Origin of the sequence: Acinetobacter sp. BSP-28, from assembly GCF_044130285.1 — a bacterium.
Classification (GTDB): domain Bacteria; phylum Pseudomonadota; class Gammaproteobacteria; order Pseudomonadales; family Moraxellaceae; genus Acinetobacter.
In genome coordinates this window covers 16644-34551 of sequence record NZ_JBIQOB010000020.1, presented here as the reverse complement: position 1 = coordinate 34551, position 17908 = coordinate 16644, and the positions used below count along the sequence as shown (strand labels likewise).

General features: G+C 41.2%; 16 protein-coding genes and 1 pseudogene. 8 read left to right on the top strand and 9 right to left on the bottom strand.

Annotated elements, in window-relative coordinates:
- Positions 1-96 precede the first annotated feature (96 nt).
- Both ACE01R_RS13825 and ACE01R_RS13820 read left to right on the top strand, forming a co-directional pair.
- Positions 97-1257, top strand: a complete 1161-nt coding sequence (locus ACE01R_RS13825) for an iron-containing alcohol dehydrogenase (protein ID WP_395551883.1) — start codon at positions 97-99, stop codon at positions 1255-1257.
- Positions 1258-1766: 509 nt separating this feature from the next.
- Positions 1767-2204 carry a thioesterase family protein gene (locus ACE01R_RS13820; RefSeq protein ID WP_092818315.1) on the top strand — a complete coding sequence of 146 codons (438 nt, stop codon included), beginning with the start codon at positions 1767-1769 and terminating at the stop codon, positions 2202-2204.
- 2 nt (positions 2205-2206) lie between these two features.
- Here ACE01R_RS13820 and dnaX read toward each other — a convergent pair whose 3' ends face one another.
- The 5 genes from dnaX to ACE01R_RS13795 all read right to left on the bottom strand — a co-directional run bounded on the left by dnaX (position 2207) and on the right by ACE01R_RS13795 (position 8747).
- Positions 2207-4330: a DNA polymerase III subunit gamma/tau gene (gene dnaX, locus ACE01R_RS13815; RefSeq protein ID WP_395551882.1), complete on the bottom strand. Its 2124-nt coding sequence runs from the start codon at positions 4328-4330 to the stop codon at positions 2207-2209.
- Between the two features lie 132 nt (positions 4331-4462).
- The gene (locus ACE01R_RS13810; protein WP_395551881.1) at positions 4463-4912 is read right to left on the bottom strand and encodes a copper resistance protein NlpE N-terminal domain-containing protein; all 450 of its coding nucleotides are present in this window, start codon (positions 4910-4912) and stop codon (positions 4463-4465) included.
- A 76-nt stretch (positions 4913-4988) separates the two neighbouring features.
- A complete protein-coding gene (locus ACE01R_RS13805) occupies positions 4989-6248 on the bottom strand; it encodes a serine hydrolase domain-containing protein (protein ID WP_395551880.1) in 1260 nt (419 codons plus the stop codon).
- Positions 6249-6332: 84 nt separating this feature from the next.
- Positions 6333-7187: a MaoC family dehydratase gene (locus tag ACE01R_RS13800; RefSeq protein ID WP_395551879.1), complete on the bottom strand. Its 855-nt coding sequence runs from the start codon at positions 7185-7187 to the stop codon at positions 6333-6335.
- 168 nt (positions 7188-7355) lie between these two features.
- Positions 7356-8747, bottom strand: coding sequence for a 3-oxoacyl-ACP reductase (locus ACE01R_RS13795; protein WP_395551878.1), 1392 nt, complete (start codon positions 8745-8747; stop codon positions 7356-7358).
- 240 nt (positions 8748-8987) lie between these two features.
- Between ACE01R_RS13795 and ACE01R_RS13790 the strand changes: the two genes are divergently transcribed.
- Entirely contained in the window at positions 8988-10505 is a 1518-nt protein-coding gene (locus ACE01R_RS13790) for an acetyl-CoA C-acetyltransferase (RefSeq protein WP_395551877.1), read from the top strand.
- Positions 10506-10812: 307 nt separating this feature from the next.
- A complete protein-coding gene (locus ACE01R_RS13785) occupies positions 10813-11199 on the top strand; it encodes a hypothetical protein (protein ID WP_395551876.1) in 387 nt (128 codons plus the stop codon).
- 38 nt (positions 11200-11237) lie between these two features.
- On the opposite strand, the gene aceI is transcribed toward ACE01R_RS13785, so the two are convergent.
- On the bottom strand, positions 11238-11672 hold the full coding sequence (gene aceI / locus ACE01R_RS13780; RefSeq protein WP_395551875.1) for a chlorhexidine efflux PACE transporter AceI: 435 nt from the start codon (positions 11670-11672) through the stop codon (positions 11238-11240).
- 85 nt (positions 11673-11757) lie between these two features.
- On the opposite strand from aceI, the gene ACE01R_RS13775 reads away from it, so the two are divergent.
- From ACE01R_RS13775 to ACE01R_RS13760, 4 genes are all read left to right on the top strand, one after another.
- Positions 11758-12648, top strand: a complete 891-nt coding sequence (locus tag ACE01R_RS13775) for a LysR family transcriptional regulator (RefSeq protein ID WP_395551874.1) — start codon at positions 11758-11760, stop codon at positions 12646-12648.
- An 88-nt stretch (positions 12649-12736) separates the two neighbouring features.
- The gene (gene tal / locus ACE01R_RS13770; RefSeq protein WP_395551873.1) at positions 12737-13726 is read left to right on the top strand and encodes a transaldolase; all 990 of its coding nucleotides are present in this window, start codon (positions 12737-12739) and stop codon (positions 13724-13726) included.
- 79 nt (positions 13727-13805) lie between these two features.
- Positions 13806-14456 carry a leucine efflux protein LeuE gene (gene leuE / locus ACE01R_RS13765; RefSeq protein WP_395551872.1) on the top strand — a complete coding sequence of 217 codons (651 nt, stop codon included), beginning with the start codon at positions 13806-13808 and terminating at the stop codon, positions 14454-14456.
- Between the two features lie 136 nt (positions 14457-14592).
- Positions 14593-15765, top strand: a complete 1173-nt coding sequence (locus ACE01R_RS13760; RefSeq protein WP_395551871.1) for a benzoate/H(+) symporter BenE family transporter — start codon at positions 14593-14595, stop codon at positions 15763-15765.
- Here the strand turns inward: ACE01R_RS13760 and ACE01R_RS13755 are convergent.
- The 3 genes and pseudogenes from ACE01R_RS13755 to ACE01R_RS13745 all read right to left on the bottom strand — a co-directional run bounded on the left by ACE01R_RS13755 (position 15762) and on the right by ACE01R_RS13745 (position 17759).
- A pseudogene (locus ACE01R_RS13755) lies at positions 15762-16330 on the bottom strand (TetR/AcrR family transcriptional regulator). The gene ACE01R_RS13760 and the pseudogene ACE01R_RS13755 overlap by 4 nt on opposite strands.
- Positions 16331-16678 (bottom strand): DMT family transporter, encoded by a 348-nt coding sequence (locus ACE01R_RS13750; RefSeq protein ID WP_395551870.1) that lies wholly within the window; start codon positions 16676-16678, stop codon positions 16331-16333.
- An 88-nt stretch (positions 16679-16766) separates the two neighbouring features.
- The gene (locus ACE01R_RS13745) at positions 16767-17759 is read right to left on the bottom strand and encodes an alpha/beta hydrolase (protein WP_395551869.1); all 993 of its coding nucleotides are present in this window, start codon (positions 17757-17759) and stop codon (positions 16767-16769) included.
- Positions 17760-17908 lie beyond the last annotated feature (149 nt).

Below are 17908 nucleotides of genomic sequence, written 5' to 3'. Positions count from 1 at the left end.
TATTTTCAGGTGTCTTATGTTAAGTTATTTACAGGATGAATCCTATAGAACACTAAAACAATAATCTTGATTTTGATATCAAAAAGGAAGCTATAGATGAGCCATTTTCAATTTCAAACCGTCTCGAATATGATTTCAGGACTCGGCTCGATCTATGAGTTAAAGCCATTATTGCAACAACAAGCTTATCAAAAACTGCTGCTGGTCACCGATGCCGGCATGATTCAGCAGCAACTACATGTGCCGATTATTGAAATTTTAGAAACTATTCGACTGCCCTATGTGATCTATTCCAACGTTCAGGCTGATCCTCCTGAACACATTGTCTTGGACGCCATACAATTCGCCAAAAATGAAAAGGCAGACATCGTTTTAGGTTTCGGTGGTGGAAGTTCCCTGGATGTCGCGAAAGTTATCGCGATTTTGGCACATCCCGAACAACAGCAAAGCTTGCAAGACTTATACGGGATAAATAATGCCAGATACCCCAGATTGCCGCTATTTTTAGTTCCCACCACAGCAGGTACGGGTTCTGAAGTTACCCCGATTTCGATTGTCACCACCGGTGAAACCACCAAAACCGGTATTGTGGCGCCAGTTTTATTTGCCGATGTAGCCATTTTAGATGCGACATTTACCCAAAATCTTCCGGCTCACATTACCGCTGCAACCGGCATAGATGCCATGGTGCATGCTATTGAAGCCTACACTTCAAAAATAAAAAAGAATCCATATGCCGACATGTTAGCCAGACAGGCTTTAAAATTACTCAATAAAAATCTCAGTTTAGTCTTAGTCGATGGGCAAAATCTAGAAGCACGTCAAAACATGCTGGTCGGTTCCATGCTTGCAGGACAAGCTTTTGCCAATGCTCCAGTTGCTGCTGTCCATGCACTAGCCTATCCTTTGGGTGGACATTTCCATATTTCTCACGGACATAGCAATGCCCTGATTTTGACCGAAGTATTAAAATTTAATGCACCGAATGCCAAACAACTTTATGCAGAGCTGATGTGCTGGCTAGACCCTAAAAGTACCGGCAGTACCGATGGTTTATGTGATTTGTTTATTGATCATATGCAGAACCACCTGGATAAAAGCGGCCTGATTTTAAGGCTGAAAGATTTAAATATTCCTGAACATATGCTGCAAGAATTAGCGCATGATGCAATGCTACAAACCCGACTGTTGCAAAATAATCCGCGTGAAATGACGCTACAAGATGCCCAGCAAATTTACCAAGCTATTTATGTATGATTTGTAATTTGACTCAAACTGTGATTGTGGTAGACATCACACTTTCTTTCCCTAAAAGTTTATTTAGCGATTAAATAAACTTTTTATAATTTTCATGAAAATTATAATATTAAAATAAATTCAAAATTCCACACACTTCCTTGTGCTTGTTTTAATTAAAAACTATGGATTACAGATGCGATAAATTAGCCAAAATTTATGTAATTTTTATTTAATATTCACATGATATTGATTGTTTTTATTTTACTATTATTTTAATTCGATTTTCAGGAATTGGAAATCTTAAAAATAACATGGAATACGACAATGCAACTCACCATTAAAGTTCTTGTTCCACTCACATTATTTTGCACCATGCCATATTTCTGATCCTAACTCACTCCCCACTCTATTTTTTGGTTTAACTCCCCAATGGGTCATCTGCAGGTATTTAGATGACCTTTTTTTTAACTTGTATTTTGATTGACTTCACAGTAAAAACAAATGAAAACATCGAACTATTATTCAACATGAAACAAATACCAAAACACCGTGCTGATTTTTCATACTTTTTACCCATTCAAACACGCTGGTCCGATAATGATATTTATGGACACGTCAACAATGTGACTTATTACAGTTATTTTGACACTGCTGCCAATGCCTTACTGATTGAAAAGGCCGACTTTGATATTCGCTATTCGCCTGTGATTGGCTTAGTGGTCGATTCTGCCTGCAGCTTTTTCCAGGAACTGTCTTATCCTGAAATCATTGATGTCGGTGTGGCTATTTCGAAACTGGGAAATTCATCCGTACAATATGATTTAGCCATTTTTAAACAGGGTCATGAGGTCGCTTCTGCACAAGGTCATTTCGTACATGTATTTGTAGACCGCCAGACACGAAAAAGCACCCCGATTCCAATTAAAATACGGGATGCTTTGTATCAGTATAGTGTTAATGAATAAGCTTATTTGAGCTGAATATTCTGTATTTCACCTTCAAAGTTTTGCAGAAGCTCTTTGACTGCAGGTTCGGCATGCAGTAACTCTGCCGCACGTGCATAGGCTTTTTCCTTACGCTCACTTTGCATGCTATACGGTGTTGTAGTTTCTACATTTGCATAATGAACCTGAAAATGGGTGCTCGACCATTCCGTTTTTAAGGCCTGCTCCAGGGCATGCTGCAACTGAGTCAACAAAGCTTCATATTGTTTTGGAATGTGGAAAATCGATTCACCATTGATTTGACCCGTCATCACGCCCTGTTGAGCCAACTCTTGAACTGCAGGTGACAATTCACTATTTCGGAACCAATACTCCCACTTATCCACCGTCCATTCACCTTCAAGAACTTGAGGCTTTAATTTTAGAATATCTTGTGGCATCAGTTTCGAAGAAACATCAGTATAATTGCTTTGTACATCTTGGGGTGCTGGAACAGCCGGCTCGGGTGCCAAATCAAATAATGAATCTTGAGCTGTCTGTTCTACAGGGAGCTGAGCCTGTGCCTGAACTTCCACTTGAGCTTCGACCGGTGTTGTTTCATCAATTGCTAAAGGCGCTATTTCATCAAAAAGGAAATCATCACTGCTTGGTTCATCAGCCGTATTGCTTGGCACCTCAGGCTCATCATCAAGGCCAAATAAAGCATCATCACTCGATGGATCGAAGATAATTTTTTCCGACTGTGTTTGAGCCGGATTGATTTGTGTATTTGATGGTGTAAATAGCGCTTCAGCTTCTACTGTTTCTGGTTCCAGGAAATCATCCGAACTTGGTTCATCTACAGAAACAGATTGAGTTGAAACTTCATTAAATGGGTCATCATCATACTGACCATCATCAAAATCATCATATACAACGGCTGATTCAATAGGTATGGCCGGTTCTACAACTGCATGTTGCGATGCTTGCTGCTGAACTTCAGGTTGAATCGACTGTTGTACTACAGGCTGAACGCTCGGTGTAACAACTTGTTGTACTTGCGATACCGGAACTTCATTGGGCTGTAATGGACGGAACGCCAATAAGCGTAACACGCACATCTCAAAGCCCTGCTCTTGAGTGACCGCCAGTTGCAGGTCAGCACGGCCTTTGCAAGCCACCTGATAATAGAGCTGTAGATCTTGTGCAGAAATCAGTTGGGACAACTGCATAATCTTTTGATTGATTTCAGCGCTATATTTCAAGCTCAGTTCAGGCAGATATTGCAACAATGCCAGTTCATGCAAAGTCGAAATCAACTGATCTAAAACCAGCGATACATCCAAAGCCTGTTGCCTGAATTGCATCAACAATTCACTGACACGGGCTTTCTGGTTTTGGTGAATAGCTAAAATCAGATCATAAATGATGGTGCGGTCAATCAAGCCCAGCATATCTTTAACATCCTGATGCTGGATTGCACCCTGACCATATGCAATCGCCTGATCGGTCAATGATAAAGCGTCACGTAGTGAACCCTGGGCGGATTCGGCAATTTGCCAAATGGCATCTTGATCGGCTTTTATTTCTTCTTTATTTAAAATATTGGTGAGATGTTCGGTAATTTCATCGACTGCAAGCGGACGTAAGGTAAATTGCAGACAACGTGAAATAACGGTAATCGGTAATTTTTGTGGATCAGTGGTCGCAAAAAGGAACTTCACATGCTCGGGTGGCTCTTCAAGTGTTTTCAGTAGCGCATTGAATGAATGCGTCGAGAGCATATGCACTTCATCAATCAGATAGACTTTGAAGCGGCCTTGAGTCGGTGCATAGGGAACGTTATCTAGCAGTTCACGTGTATCTTCTACTTTAGTACGTGATGCCGCATCAATTTCGATTAAATCGATAAAACGACCTTCATTCACTGCCTTACAGGTTGCACACACTTCGCAAGGCGTAGATGTCACCCCTGTTTCACAGTTTAAGCATTTCGCCAAAATACGCGCAATGGTAGTTTTACCCACGCCACGAGTTCCGGTAAACAAGTACGCATGATGCAACCGACCACGTTCCAAGGCACTCGTCAGTGCGCGTGATACATGGTTTTGCCCCACCAATTCATTGAAATTACGGGGACGGTATTTTCGTGCAAGTACTTGATACATGTATGCTCCTTTTTACAGGTCTAAGCATACTGTTTTTTTATAAAATAGTGAAATAAATGCCAGCGTTTGCACAATAAAAATCCTGTATTTATCTCATCTAAATACAGGATTTAAAATTGCCTGAAAAAAGGCTTAAGCTGACTTGTCCAAGAGAAAATCACTTTGCATCTGATAGCGTTTACCCGACTGATCTTCCCGAATTTCTAGGACTTTCTCCTCAAGATCCACATAGAGTAAATTTCGAGTTTTCACATTCACCAACTCGACTTTGTGCTCATCTTTAGCATCAAAACGGAGCTGTCCTCTTAAGGTTTCAACTTCATTATGACCACTCAAACTTTCACGAGTTAAGGTATAAGTTTTGTCTTCGTGCAGTTGTAGTGCAACAGCCATTCCCGGACAGTCTTCACAACGTGAAAGACAGCCCATACACGGCGTTGTGCCTTCATATTTTCCAACCCATGCTGCCAGTTGCTTTTGCGACTCTATCGATGCCTTGCCTTGAGTATCAGATTGATTACTATCCTGACAACCGAATAATGCAGCACTCGTCACCAAAGGAATCAACACCACTTTTTTCATACAGCATCTACAACAAATAAATTTGCAGGAAAAATAGCATAATTAATTGCCATATTTCCAAGCAAAATGTTGCAAATTAAAACCAGCCTTTACGACCACGTAAAACCTGATCAGCACAGCGCAGTGCTTCCTGACTTAAGCCCCATAAACGGTAATCTCCGGTTATGGATGCCACAGGGAAATTATGAATGTAAGCAAAACTTAATCCACGTTCTGGATCACACCACGCCCCTGAACCATTAAAGCCCATATGACCAAAGCCTTGGGAGGATTTGCCCAAAGTCAGTATACGATGATAACCCAATCGCCAATCCATCGGTAAAGGCATAATACGGTCACGTTTGGTGTATTGCACAGTACTCAGCTCACGCATAACCGATGGGCGAATCAGTTGCTGACCATTCCATCGGCCATTATTGGCGAGCATGGCATAGATTTTTGCCAGACTATTTGCCGTGAATACTCCATTCGCTGCAGGTATGACTGCTTGCAACCCCTGATCACTAAAAAAAGAAAAATGCTTCATGCCTTTAGGAATCATGGCATCCTGAAAGTCTTGTGGATTCTGTCCACTGAGTTCAAGGAGCTTCTCGAAGATCGATGCTTTACGTGGTGTTTTAGATGACTTGCTTTGCTGTGCTGGCTTTGCAGGACGTGCTTTGTTTTGGGGAAACAGTCTTGCAACGCGATTCAGTTCAGTATCTGGCACGCCAAAATAAGCCCCATCAAGTTCCAAGGGAATGATCAGATACTTTTGCATCAATTCTGCTAAAGAATGATTTGTCGCTTTTTCAAGCGCTCCGCCCACCTGCCAGCCGAACATCAAAGGTTGATACGCCGCTCCATCTCCCACAGCAAACCGTGGTTGTGCTTTGGCAACGACATCTAACATATGTGACCAGTCTGCCATCTCTGTTGCAGCTGCAATGTTATTGCGGATGTCATATAAACCACTTTGATGACTCAGCATATGCCTTAAGGTGATTTTATCTTTACCGTTTTGCCCAAATTCAGGCCAATACTCGGCAACAGGTGTATCGTAATCCAGCAAGCCTTCACTGACCAAAATATGTGCCAAGGTTGAAAGCACCCCTTTGCCCGTAGAATAACAGACAGCCAGGGTATCAGCTTGCCAGTTTTCAGTTTCAGACTTTTTCCCTGTCCAGATATCAACAACTTTCAGCCCCTGAAAATACACCACCAAAGCAGCGCCACCTAAATCTGTCCGCACATCCTGCATCCGGCTAAATTGTGTGGCAAGGTCTATAAATCGCTCATCTACATGACCTTGATAATTTGCTGTATTGGCTAAGATGTATTCTTTGATTCTTTTCATTCAACTGTGCTTTCCGTAGACCAGTGATATTTATCCTAAGCTTAAAATAAAAAGCCTAAATCTACAGTGACTTAGGCTTTAGTCTTAAAGTGCTTTCACACTTCCCGTGACATGCGGTTTTTTGTTTTTACTGTTTCGAATGACGAATTCAGTATCTTTGCCTTCCTGAACGGTTAAGAACTCGACTTGTGAAGGGAGATACAGTGGCAGTTTAAACCAGACATCAACTTCATAGGCATCCGGCAAACTTAAGCTGGCAAGTGCTTTCGCTTTACTCCACATACCATGTGCAATCGCCTGTTTAAAGCCGAAAGCTTTTGCTGTAACTGCATGAATATGTATCAGGTTAAAGTCACCTGAAGTTAAAGCATAACGGCGCCCGGTATTCTCAGACACATTCCATTCCGCATTCAATTCATAAGCAGGTATTTTATTGTCCACCAGTTTAGGCGCAGCTTTAACATCGGTTTTTTGACGGGCCAAATAGGTGGTGATCCCTTCCATCACCACTTCATTGCCAACTTTCGCCGTGGTAATAAAGTCAAATTGAACACCCTTATCATGCGGTTGCAATTCACCAAATTTGCAAGACAAGGTTAATTGTTCATTGGTTCCTACTTTGCGGCTCTGTTTAATCTTGTTGCGAATGTGCACCAAGCCTAAAATTGCAAACGGAAAAGCTTCCGTCGTCATCATGTGCATCTGCAAGCTTTGCGACAACACTGCTAAATAAATGGCTGGAATATAACCATTATTCTTGAAGCCGCACACTTCGTTATAAGCCTTAAGATGCTTCTGATCAACCTTGAATGAATCCACCACATATTCAACTTGCGGCAGCACTTTTTCACCTTTAGGCTTTTTAAAAATCAAGCCTTGAATCACTTTAGGATAGGCTAAATAAGGTTTTGGAAGTTGACTAAAATGGCGAGTATTCATACTGAACCTTTGAGAAGTTTTATCTTTATGAAGTTCCCTCTCTTCGTAGGAGAAGGTTAGGGAGAGGTTTAAACTTTCCCTTTGGTTGTTTTAATCCCCCTAAATCCCCCTTTGGTAAAGGGAGACTTTTCTCCTCCCTTTTACAAAGGGAGGTCGGGAGGGATTAAATTAAGCCCCTAACAAGCTTTGACCACACACACGAACCACATTGCCATTTAAACCTGTAGATGCCGAAGATGCAAATAATGCAATTGTTTCAGCAACATCAACAGGTAAACCGCCTTGACTCATCGAGTTCATACGGCGACCTGCTTCACGAATTGCAAATGGAATTGCAGCTGTCATTTGCGTTTCAATGAATCCAGGTGCAACGGCGTTGATCGTTACACCATTTTTCAAAATTGGCGCTGTGAATTTCACCACACCAATCACACCTGCTTTAGAAGCGGCATAGTTCGTTTGACCTAAGTTACCAGCAATACCTGAAATAGAAGATACGCACACAATACGACCATTTGCATTGAAGCCATCATTTTCAAGAAGGTAATCATTTACACGCTCAATAGCAGACAAGTTAATGTTGATGACCAAGTCCCAAAGCTCAGGCTTCATGTTTGCCAAAGTTTTGTCACGGGTAATTCCTGCATTATGCACAATGATATCCAGACCGCCTTGAGCAGCTGCAGCAGCCTTGATTTTTTCACCCGCATCCGCAGCAGTAATGTCGATTGCTAAAGTCGAACCACCAATCTCACCGGCAACACGGTCAAGATCTGCTTGTTGTTGTGGAACATCCAGGCAAATGACATGTGCACCATCACGCGAAAGTACATGAGCAATCGCCTCCCCAATACCACGGCTTGCACCAGTGACTACGGCAGTTTTGCCAGCAAGTGGTTTAGCCCAGTCTACATCGACAACATCTGCCTTAGAAACGCGAATGACTTGACCAGACACATAAGCAGAACGCGGTGACAATGCAAAACGCAATGTAGATTCAAGATTAGCTTCTGCACCTTCATCTACATAAACCAGTTGTGCGGCAATACCTTTTTTGAATTCTTTACCTACAGATTTTACAAAGCCTTCAAGCGCACGTTGAGCAATCGCCTGTTTTACCGTCTTTGCCGTTTCAGGGGTAATACCCACCACCACAACACGGCCTGAAGCCTGGATTTGACGCGCAATCGGGTTAAAGAAGTTATAAAGTTCTTTCAACTGTTCAGAATTTTGAATACCTGACGCATCAAAAATGACTGCCTTGAATTTAGACTCTTTGTCACCTTCATTAAATGCGCTCAGGTTTAACCCTGCTTTTGCTGCAGCTTGTTGCAGTTCTGAATTGTTACCTGCATAGCCATTGGCATGAATATTGGCCAACACTTGTGCAATTGCACCAGATAATTGACTTGATGATGCAGCACCAAATAACACCGCGCCTTTCACTACAGGTGTTGCAGACTCAAAACGCTCTAAAAAAGTTGGCGATGGTAAACCTAAATTTTTGATGACAAATTTACCAATAGGAGATTTTGCGAATGTTTGGTATTGATCAGTCATGTTTATTATCTCTCTTACAAATTAATTTTTGATGGTTTTGAACATATCCTTTTAACTTCAATATGATGTCAGGCGCTTATATTTCAATACATCCATCAGTTTCCAGAGAATCATACTTGAGTTAAACAATGGATGTCTTGACCCGAATGCTTTGCCTAATGTCATTTTAGTCAATTCAGCTGTTTTTAGATTGTGTTAATGTACACGCCAAGAATACTGTAAAATGCTTGGAAAAGCCTGATGAGCAAAACAACTCAAGAAAATCCGGCAGTCGAAAATTCTGCTAAGGAAACTGTGTCAAAACCATCAAAAAGTACGACTCGTACAACTAAAACTTCTGGCACAGCAGCCAAGCCAGCAAACAATACGACTAAAACGACCCGCACTCGTTCCACGTCAACACGAAGTAAAACAACTGCTTCAACTACACAAAAACCTGAATCTACAACTCAAACGTCTGTTCAACAGGATAAAACCATGAGCCAAAACACAGTTCGCCGCGTTGCTATTATCGGTGGTAACCGTATTCCTTTCGCCCGTTCAAACGGTGCTTACTTTACTGCCTCTAACAGCGACATGTTTACTGCAGCATTAAATGGTCTGATTGAACGTTTCAACTTACAAGGTCAACGTTTAGGCGAAGTTGTTGCTGGCGCAGTTTTAAAACACAGCCGTGACTTTAACATGACGCGTGAGTGTGTGCTAAATACTGAACTTGCTCCTGAAACACCCGCTTACGATATTCAGCAAGCCTGTGGTACAGGCTTGCAAGCGGCATTCCAGATTGCAAACAAAATTGCACTCGGTCAAATTGAAGTGGGTATTGCTGGTGGTGTAGATACGACTTCTGATGCACCAATCTCTTTCGGTGATGGCTTACGTAAGGCATTGCTTGAACTGAACATTGCGAAAACCGCGAAAGACCGTTTAAAAGCATTAACCAAAATTAATATTAAAGACTTGATGGACGCCCCTAAAAACGGTGAGCCACGTACCGGTCTTTCTATGGGTGACCATCAAGCGATTACCGCACTTGAATGGGGTATTTCTCGTGAAGCACAGGACGAACTTGCAGCGTCATCTCACCAAAAAATGGCGGCTGCATACGAAGAGGGTTTCTTCGATGACTTGATCACTCCGTTCCTAGGCTTGGAACGTGACAACAACTTACGTGCTGACTCATCTGTAGAAAAACTTGCAAAACTTAAACCAGCATTTGGTAAAGGCGATGCGCGTACCATGACTGCGGGTAACTCAACTCCGCTGACTGATGGTGCATCTTGTGTATTGTTAGCTTCCGAAGAATGGGCTAAAGCGAATGGTCACGAAGTGCTTGCTTACTTAACTTTCCAGGAAACTGCTGCGGTAGATTTCGTAGAGAAAAAAGAAGGCTTGTTGATGGCTCCTGCTTATGCTGTTCCTCGTATGCTTGAGCGTGCTGGTGTTACCCTGCAAGATTTCGACTACTATGAAATTCACGAAGCATTTGCTTCTCAGGTTCTTTCTACATTGAAAGCTTGGGAAGATCCTAAATTCTGTAAAGAACGTTTAGGCCTGGATGCTCCACTGGGTTCTATTGACCGTAGCAAATTGAACGTTAAAGGTTCATCTTTAGCAGCGGGTCACCCATTTGCAGCAACTGGTGGCCGTCTTATTGCTACTGCAGCAAAACTGATTAACCAGAAAGGTTCAGGCCGTGTTTTAGTCTCGATTTGTGCTGCGGGTGGTCAAGGTGTAACTGCGATTATTGAAAAATAATTCACGGCTATACTTTGCAAATAAAAAAGCATCTCACTTGAGGTGCTTTTTTATTGTCCTATTTTAATTTATCAATCCACTATATCCTGCAATAAGATTTTCATATATAATTGAATTAACATAAAATTTAAATAATTCATTAAAAATTCTGCACTTTTATACTATTTAGATGTCACTGCACCCTTTTATTATTTTTATCTTGTTCCAGTTGCGATTGCACTCGTCATTGTCAGTTTTGATTTTTCATTTCAAGGTCTCTTTACAACGACAATTGCATCCTCGCTTTCAAGCCAGCATAAATTTCTGAATGACTTTTTTTGCACTGTGTAATTTTTTTGTGATTGGGCTTATCTTGGTTAATTATTTTAGATACCCGTTACGTACCACACATATTAGGCAAATACGTCAGCATTACGCCACATTAAAGCCGCAACAACGAGCCATATTTGGTGGGCTAAGTGTAGTATTTTTCTTCTTTATTTTAGGCTTCATCAACCTCACTTGGTTTTTAATTGATGATGAACCGCTTCCATCATATAAAGAATGGCGTAAGGGCGATACAGTCACCTATTTACGTAGTTTCGCACATCCTTATATTTCTGCTTTTGCCATCAGTTTTCAATATGTCCTCATCGTGTTCTTAGCATTAATGTTAATCAACATACTGAATACTCGAAAATATAGACCAAGCTAAAGAACCCTGCCGAAGCATGGTTTTTCACACAGTATCAATTATGTCGGAGATTTTACGTAATGACTAATGTTTAATTTCGCCTCTACATGGTCATAACCCCATTGGAAAATAAAGGTATATACCAAAATACACAGGGTCATACTCAAGTCAGTCAAAATCGCCTGCCATAAAGTCATTTCCAAAGCATAAGCCACCATTGGAATGGTCGCCATCATCAAACCACCTTCAAAACCAATTGCATGTAAAATACGTACACTGACTGTTCTTTTCAGTTGACGTTTGGCTTCAAAGTTTTCAAAAAAATGATTGAAAGTCATATTCCAAATCACGGAAGTCACGGCCATCGCAATGCCTAGACCACCTGTCACCTCTAGAGGCATTTGGAAAATAAAACTCAAAGCCAGTGCAATGATCACCAACAGGATGATTTCATAGCTGAGCGCATGGATTATCCTTCTTTTGGAAATCAACATTTTAAAAACTCTTTCATTTGGATGAAGGCATTCTATTTTGATAATATTGATTAATCGAATTAGATTCTTTCAAAAGTTTTGATAGATGAATATTAATCAAGAACAACTGATCATATTTAAAACCGTGATTGAAAGCGGCTCATTTTCTGCGGCTGCCAGAAAGCTCGGCAAAGTGCCTTCGGCGGTCAGCATGTCAATTGCCAATCTGGAAATCGATCTCAATTTATCTCTCTTCACCCGTGCTGGCCGTGAGCCTGTTCCGACCCCACAAGCGCTGACCTTATATGAAAAAACCGAACAACTCTTAATTGAAATCAATCAATGGAAACAGCAGGCTTTTGCCCTGAGTCAAGGTCTGGAATCTGCTTTAAATATTGTAGTGGTCTCTGAACTGTTGCACACACAATGGATTGACTATATTTCATTGTTGGAAAAACAGTACCCGGAACTGCAAATCAATATTTTTTCAGCTCCACAAGAAGATGCACTAAAAATGCTACTCAACCAGACTGCGCAATTGGCCTTAATGTTTGAACGTGAGCAGCTAGAAACGCGTGAACAGTTTGTCGAACTCAAGCGCGAGGCCTTGGTGCCTGTTACAGCTATTGATTCTCCATTAGCTACATTTGAACAGGTGAGTTATGAGCAGATTTTACAAAGCCGGCAAATTGTGGTAGCAAGTCGTGACCGCAGCATCAAGCCTGAATTGTTATTTTCAAAAAAATACTGGCGTACAGATAACCATTTATCTGCCTGTGCCATGATCCAGCAAGGCCTGGGATGGGGTGTTTTACCTTTAGAAATGTTAAATCAAAATCCGCATATTCAACAGCAGCTTAAGATTCTTAACTTTCTGGATTTCACCCCTAAATTTGAATATTTTGTCGATCTGGTCTGGAGTCGTGAAAGTCAACTCGGTGCAGCTGCTCATTTTTTGATTAATCACATTAGAAATTCAAGAAAAAACATAAAATAGACAGGTCTTATACGCGCTTTTTACTTTAGATAACAGTAGATTGTGATATAACAAATAAACGGGAAATAACTTTAAGAACTAGACGACAATGACTCAATCAGCCTTAAATCAATTAAAAAACCTCACCACCATTGTTGCCGACAGTAGCGATTTTTCCGCGATCGAAAAATTTCGCCCTCTTGATGCAACAACCAATCCTTCACTGATTACTGCTGCAGCGAATCAGCCCGAAAATAAGGAACTGATTGAAGCTGCCTATGAACAGGCTAAATCTGAAGGTTATAGCGGTGATCTTTTGGTTGAACGCACTATCGATATACTCACGGTCAAGTTTGGTGTGGAAATTTTAAAACTGATTCAAGGACGTGTTTCTACCGAAGTCGATGCAGCGCTTTCTTACGATACTGAAGCGACTATCGCCAAAGCCAAAGAGCTTCTGGAACTATATAAAATCTATGGTATCGATCAAAACCGAATCCTGATTAAAATTGCTTCAACCTGGGAAGGCATTCAGGCAGCCAAAGCATTGGAAGCTGAAGGGATTCATTGTAACTTGACGTTGTTATTCGGTTTGCATCAGGCTCAAGCCTGTGCAGATGCCAATGTAACCCTGATTTCCCCTTTTGTTGGCCGTATTCTGGACTGGTACAAAAAGGCGGAAAACGTCGATCATTATCCAATTGATAAAGACCCGGGTGTACTTTCAGTGAAGCAAATTTTCCATTTCTACAAACAGAACTGCATCAAAACAGAAGTGATGGGCGCCAGTTTCCGCAGTATCGATCAGGTACTTGGACTGGCTGGTTGTGACCTGCTTACCGTTTCTCCACACCTTTTGGCAGAACTGGAACAAGATCAGCGTGAAGTGGTAGTGCAACTTTCAAACAATCATGCCCAAGCGCATTGTCAACGTATGGTTGAGCCTTTGACCCAAGAAACCTTTAGGCAACAAATTGAACACGACTTAATGTCTTCACAACTTTTACAAAGTGGGATTGATGGATTTATTAAAGCACGTGAACAGTTAAATACATTACTGCGCCAATCTTTTGGCTTGGATGCTGAAATTAAAGCTTAATTTACTCATATTCCCCCATAAAAAAGCCGATTTTGTTATAGTTAACAAGTCGGCTTTTTTAATGATTTGAGAGTATATTTTGTTCGGCATAACCGATCTTAGCACCTATATTATTGGTACAACCTTAATCGTATTACTACCTGGTCCAAATTCACTATATGTGATGTCTATCGCTTCACGTTTCGGTATAAAAGCAGGTTATAAAAGTGCTTTCGGTGTATATACCGGCGATCTCATATTAATTATACTGACGGCGTTGGGGGCAGCATCGTTACTGCACGCTTTTCCCTGGCTATTTACCTTACTGAAAATTATTGGTGCAATTTACTTAAGTTATTTAGGCATAAAATTACTGATTGCTGCCTATCACACCTGGAATGTCCTGCATTCAACAACGCAAATATCAACAGTCGAAAAGAATATAGAACAACTGCATCCGTTTAAAACGGCATTGACGATCAGTATTTTAAACCCCAAAGCCATTTTATTTTATTTGTCCTTTTTTGTGCAGTTTGTCGATCCGGCCTATCCCTACCCGGCAATTACCTTTACTGCACTTGCAATCATCTTGCAGATCATTAGCATGAGTTATTTAACCATTCTAATTTTTTCCGGTGTAAAACTCGCATCTTATTTTACTTCCCGTTATAAAGTGACGGCCTCATGTGTAGCGGCTGTGGGACTGTTATTTTGTGGTTTTGGCATTAAACTTGCGACCTCAACCTTATAGTTTTAAGGCGTATGGAAGCAAATTAAACCTATCAATAGCCTATAAACTAAGGCAATGATGTCTTTCCGCTTAGGGGCGAAAGGCGTATGATTGGTACACTTTTCAAACATTAATAAATCAAGCACGCAAAGGATGTATGCAAAAATTTCTCCATGACTTTTCTGTCCCTGCAGTATTTGCAGGTTTTATTACTTTCCTGGTTGGTATCAGTGTTTCATCTGTACTGGTGATTCAGTCTGCGCAACTATTAGGTGCGTCTACCGAGCAAATTACCTCGTGGTTTTGGGCACTCGGTTTAGGCATTGGTTTAAGCGGTTTAATCCTGTCCTGGAAGTTTAAATATCCTGTCGCTACGTCATGGTCAACCGCAGGGCTTGCTTTAATTCTGGCTACAGCCAGTGGTTATAGCCTCTATGAAGCCATTGGTGCATTTTTAGTCTGTGGTTTGCTAACGGCGATTTTAGGCTTTTTAGGTATTTTTCAGAAAGTTTTAACTTATATCCCGCAAAGTTTAACCAGTGCCATGCTCGCCGGTGTATTACTTAAATTTGGTATTGCTCTGTTTGCCAGCATGCAAAATGACTGGGGCTTTATTCTGTCATTATTGGCAGTGTATGTGCTTTCTAAACGGTTATCGCCACGTTATAGCATCGTGATTACGGTGATCGCCGGGATCGCGCTTTGTCCGCTGTTTTTACAGTTTCATGCCACCAATATACAATTGAATTTGGCTCAACCGGTATGGATGAAACCCGAGTTTAGCTGGTCGGCGATTTTTGGTTTAGCCCTGCCCTTATTTGTCATCAATATGGCATCGCAATATTTGCCCGGTCTGGCTATGATCAAAAGCTATGGCTATGAACCTCATGTGAATCAACTGATTGGTTGGACAGGTACAGCCCAAACCATTTTCTCCCCTTTTGGATGTTTTTCGGTGAATATTGCAGCCATCAGTGCGGCCATCAGTCTGGATGATCAGGCTCACCCTGATAGCAAAAAACGTTATATTGCCGGCATGAGCTGTGGATTTTTTTATATCTTGATGGGCTTATTTGCAGCGACACTCACCAGTATTTTAATGTCTTTCCCTGCCGTATTTATTACTGCCTTGGCCGGTATTGCACTATTAGGCACCATTGGCCATAACATTGCACTCGCTTTCCATTCAATTGCTGAACGAGAAGCAGCCTTGCTGACCTTTTTATTCAGTGCATCTGGGATTCAGTTTCTAGGGATTGGTTCAGCATTCTGGGGGCTATTATTTGGACTTGTTGTTCACTTTATTTTCAAGTTTAAAAATAAATCTTAATCCTGCTTCGCCTGATAACTTCGGGCGATTAACTCTGCTTTAAACCGCTCCGTTTCAGCTTCATCTTCCACTTCAGTGAATGCCGTCAGCCAAATGCCATCTGCCGCGTAACGTAAAATTTTCAGTTCAATATCCGAGTCAGTCTGATGATGCTTAATGAGACGTTCATTCAGCCATTGAATCCAGTATTCATTGAAAGTTTTATCTGTGAGCATAGTCATAGAAATGGCAGACCAAGAATGCTCCAAACCTAAGACCTGTTTTTCCAATGTCACTTCAATATAGGCACGAGTAAAACTGCCATAGAGTTGATCATCTTGAGCAATACGCTGATCAATCACCACATCCAATTGTTGCAAAAGCGACACCACCATCGATTCTAGTAATTTTTGCTTGCTTGGAAAATGATGAAATACCCCTCCTTTGGTCACGCCAACCAGATCTGCAACAGCTTGTATGACACCCCATTCACGCCCTTTTCTGCTGCCAAAGCAATAGCATGTTGCAGAATTGCCTGAAGGATGACTTGGGGTTCTTTCTTGCGCTGATGCGGATTGTCAAGCATTCACGAATGTCCTGTAGAATTTGAAAAAAGATTAATCACCACGACACCTGCAACTATTAGGGCAATTCCAAGCATGGCTGGAAGATCTAAACTTTGGCGAAAGATAAAGTAGCCAATTAAAGCGGTGAGCACAATCCCCACTCCGGCCCAGATTGCATAAGCAATACCCAGTGGAATGACTTTAATCACCTGTGACAATAAATAAAATGCCAATGAAAATAAAACCACCACCACTAACGAAGGCAATAATTTGGTAAAACCTTCAGACTTCACCAGAAACGTTGAACCAATCACTTCTGAAATAATGGCACATGCCAGTAATCCATAAGCAAATAATACCGAATTCATCTCTTACACCAATAAACATACCTAACGGTAGGTATGTTTTTAGCATTTTTTCTGCAAGTCTATTTTTAGTTTCTAGCCCTTTTTAAATTTAATCTGAGTATCGGCTGAGAAAATCTAAAGTTTTAGCAAAAGTCTGCTGGCTGGCCTTTTTACTCATCATGAATTGATATTCATGCACTAAAAACTCTTTAGATTCAGGGTAAAAAACTTCGGTCACCGGTATCTTCTGACTCAACAAAGCATTTACAAAAGGTACAGACTGGGTCTGGGTCAAAAAGTCTTTATTACCCCCACTAATGAATACCGGTGGATAATTCGCGGTTAAATATTGAATGGGAGAAATGCTTTTTAAGAAATCTGCATCATCTTTTTTATTTCCCGTATAAGCCTGAACCAGATTAAATACTCCCCACTCGATGAGTTTCAATTCATCCGGAGCAGTATTGATAAAGGCATTCATGTCATAAATCCCGCAATGCAGGATCAAACCTTTAATCTGTTCAGGTAGAATTAACGGCATAATATCAGACTGCCGGGCAAAATCAGGATTACTCAGTAAAGCGGCATAATGACTGGCTAAATTGGCACCTGCCGAATCACCCGCCAAATACATGTGTTGGGCATTAATATGGTAAGCCTCGGCATGATCGCTAATGAATTTTAATGCCTGATTAATTTGCAGCAGCTGTTGAGGATAAATTGTTTGCGGAGCAAATTGGTATTCGACTGAAACTACGTTATAGCCTTGATCAGCCAGACGTTTAAAGTAGCCTCGAGCATGTTCTTTAGAGCCTGAAATCCAGCCACCACCATGAATCCAGACCACAGTCGGGCGGTTTCCCAATTCTGCAATATCGCTGGGTTGGTAAAGATCGAGGTGCAGCGCCGGATTTTGCATATATCCAATATTTGTCAGCGCTAATACTTCGGGAGCATGCTGATCAATAAATTTTTTTTGAATATTGGTCGAAGCATTAAATACGCTGGCAATGACCTTGCTACTGCTTTGGACATTCTGGCAAGCACTACTGGATAGTGCAGCAATTAAACATAAACCTAGACTAAAAGATTTGGAATACACAGTTTGCCCTATCAACGTCCCCTCAAAATTTGAAAGGAATCATCATGTTTTCGAACATTTTAATGGCTGTTTAAACATTTAGAAATACTTGCCCGAATGTTGAGTATATAACTCAGTTTTTTATGCAAATCAGAGCACACTTATATTTA

What these genes read in the sequence shown, in the direction of transcription:
- ACE01R_RS13825 (WP_395551883.1), top strand. Translation starts at nt 97, where the DNA reads ATGAGCCATTTTCAATTTCAAACCGTCTCGAATATGATTTCAGGACTC.
- ACE01R_RS13820 (WP_092818315.1), top strand. Translation starts at nt 1,767, where the DNA reads ATGAAACAAATACCAAAACACCGTGCTGATTTTTCATACTTTTTACCC.
- dnaX (WP_395551882.1), bottom strand. Translation starts at nt 4,330, where the DNA reads ATGTATCAAGTACTTGCACGAAAATACCGTCCCCGTAATTTCAATGAA.
- ACE01R_RS13810 (WP_395551881.1), bottom strand. Translation starts at nt 4,912, where the DNA reads ATGAAAAAAGTGGTGTTGATTCCTTTGGTGACGAGTGCTGCATTATTC.
- ACE01R_RS13805 (WP_395551880.1), bottom strand. Translation starts at nt 6,248, where the DNA reads ATGAAAAGAATCAAAGAATACATCTTAGCCAATACAGCAAATTATCAA.
- ACE01R_RS13800 (WP_395551879.1), bottom strand. Translation starts at nt 7,187, where the DNA reads ATGAATACTCGCCATTTTAGTCAACTTCCAAAACCTTATTTAGCCTAT.
- ACE01R_RS13795 (WP_395551878.1), bottom strand. Translation starts at nt 8,747, where the DNA reads ATGACTGATCAATACCAAACATTCGCAAAATCTCCTATTGGTAAATTT.
- ACE01R_RS13790 (WP_395551877.1), top strand. Translation starts at nt 8,988, where the DNA reads ATGAGCAAAACAACTCAAGAAAATCCGGCAGTCGAAAATTCTGCTAAG.
- ACE01R_RS13785 (WP_395551876.1), top strand. Translation starts at nt 10,813, where the DNA reads ATGACTTTTTTTGCACTGTGTAATTTTTTTGTGATTGGGCTTATCTTG.
- aceI (WP_395551875.1), bottom strand. Translation starts at nt 11,672, where the DNA reads ATGTTGATTTCCAAAAGAAGGATAATCCATGCGCTCAGCTATGAAATC.
- ACE01R_RS13775 (WP_395551874.1), top strand. Translation starts at nt 11,758, where the DNA reads ATGAATATTAATCAAGAACAACTGATCATATTTAAAACCGTGATTGAA.
- tal (WP_395551873.1), top strand. Translation starts at nt 12,737, where the DNA reads ATGACTCAATCAGCCTTAAATCAATTAAAAAACCTCACCACCATTGTT.
- ACE01R_RS13760 (WP_395551871.1), top strand. Translation starts at nt 14,593, where the DNA reads ATGCAAAAATTTCTCCATGACTTTTCTGTCCCTGCAGTATTTGCAGGT.
- ACE01R_RS13750 (WP_395551870.1), bottom strand. Translation starts at nt 16,678, where the DNA reads ATGAATTCGGTATTATTTGCTTATGGATTACTGGCATGTGCCATTATT.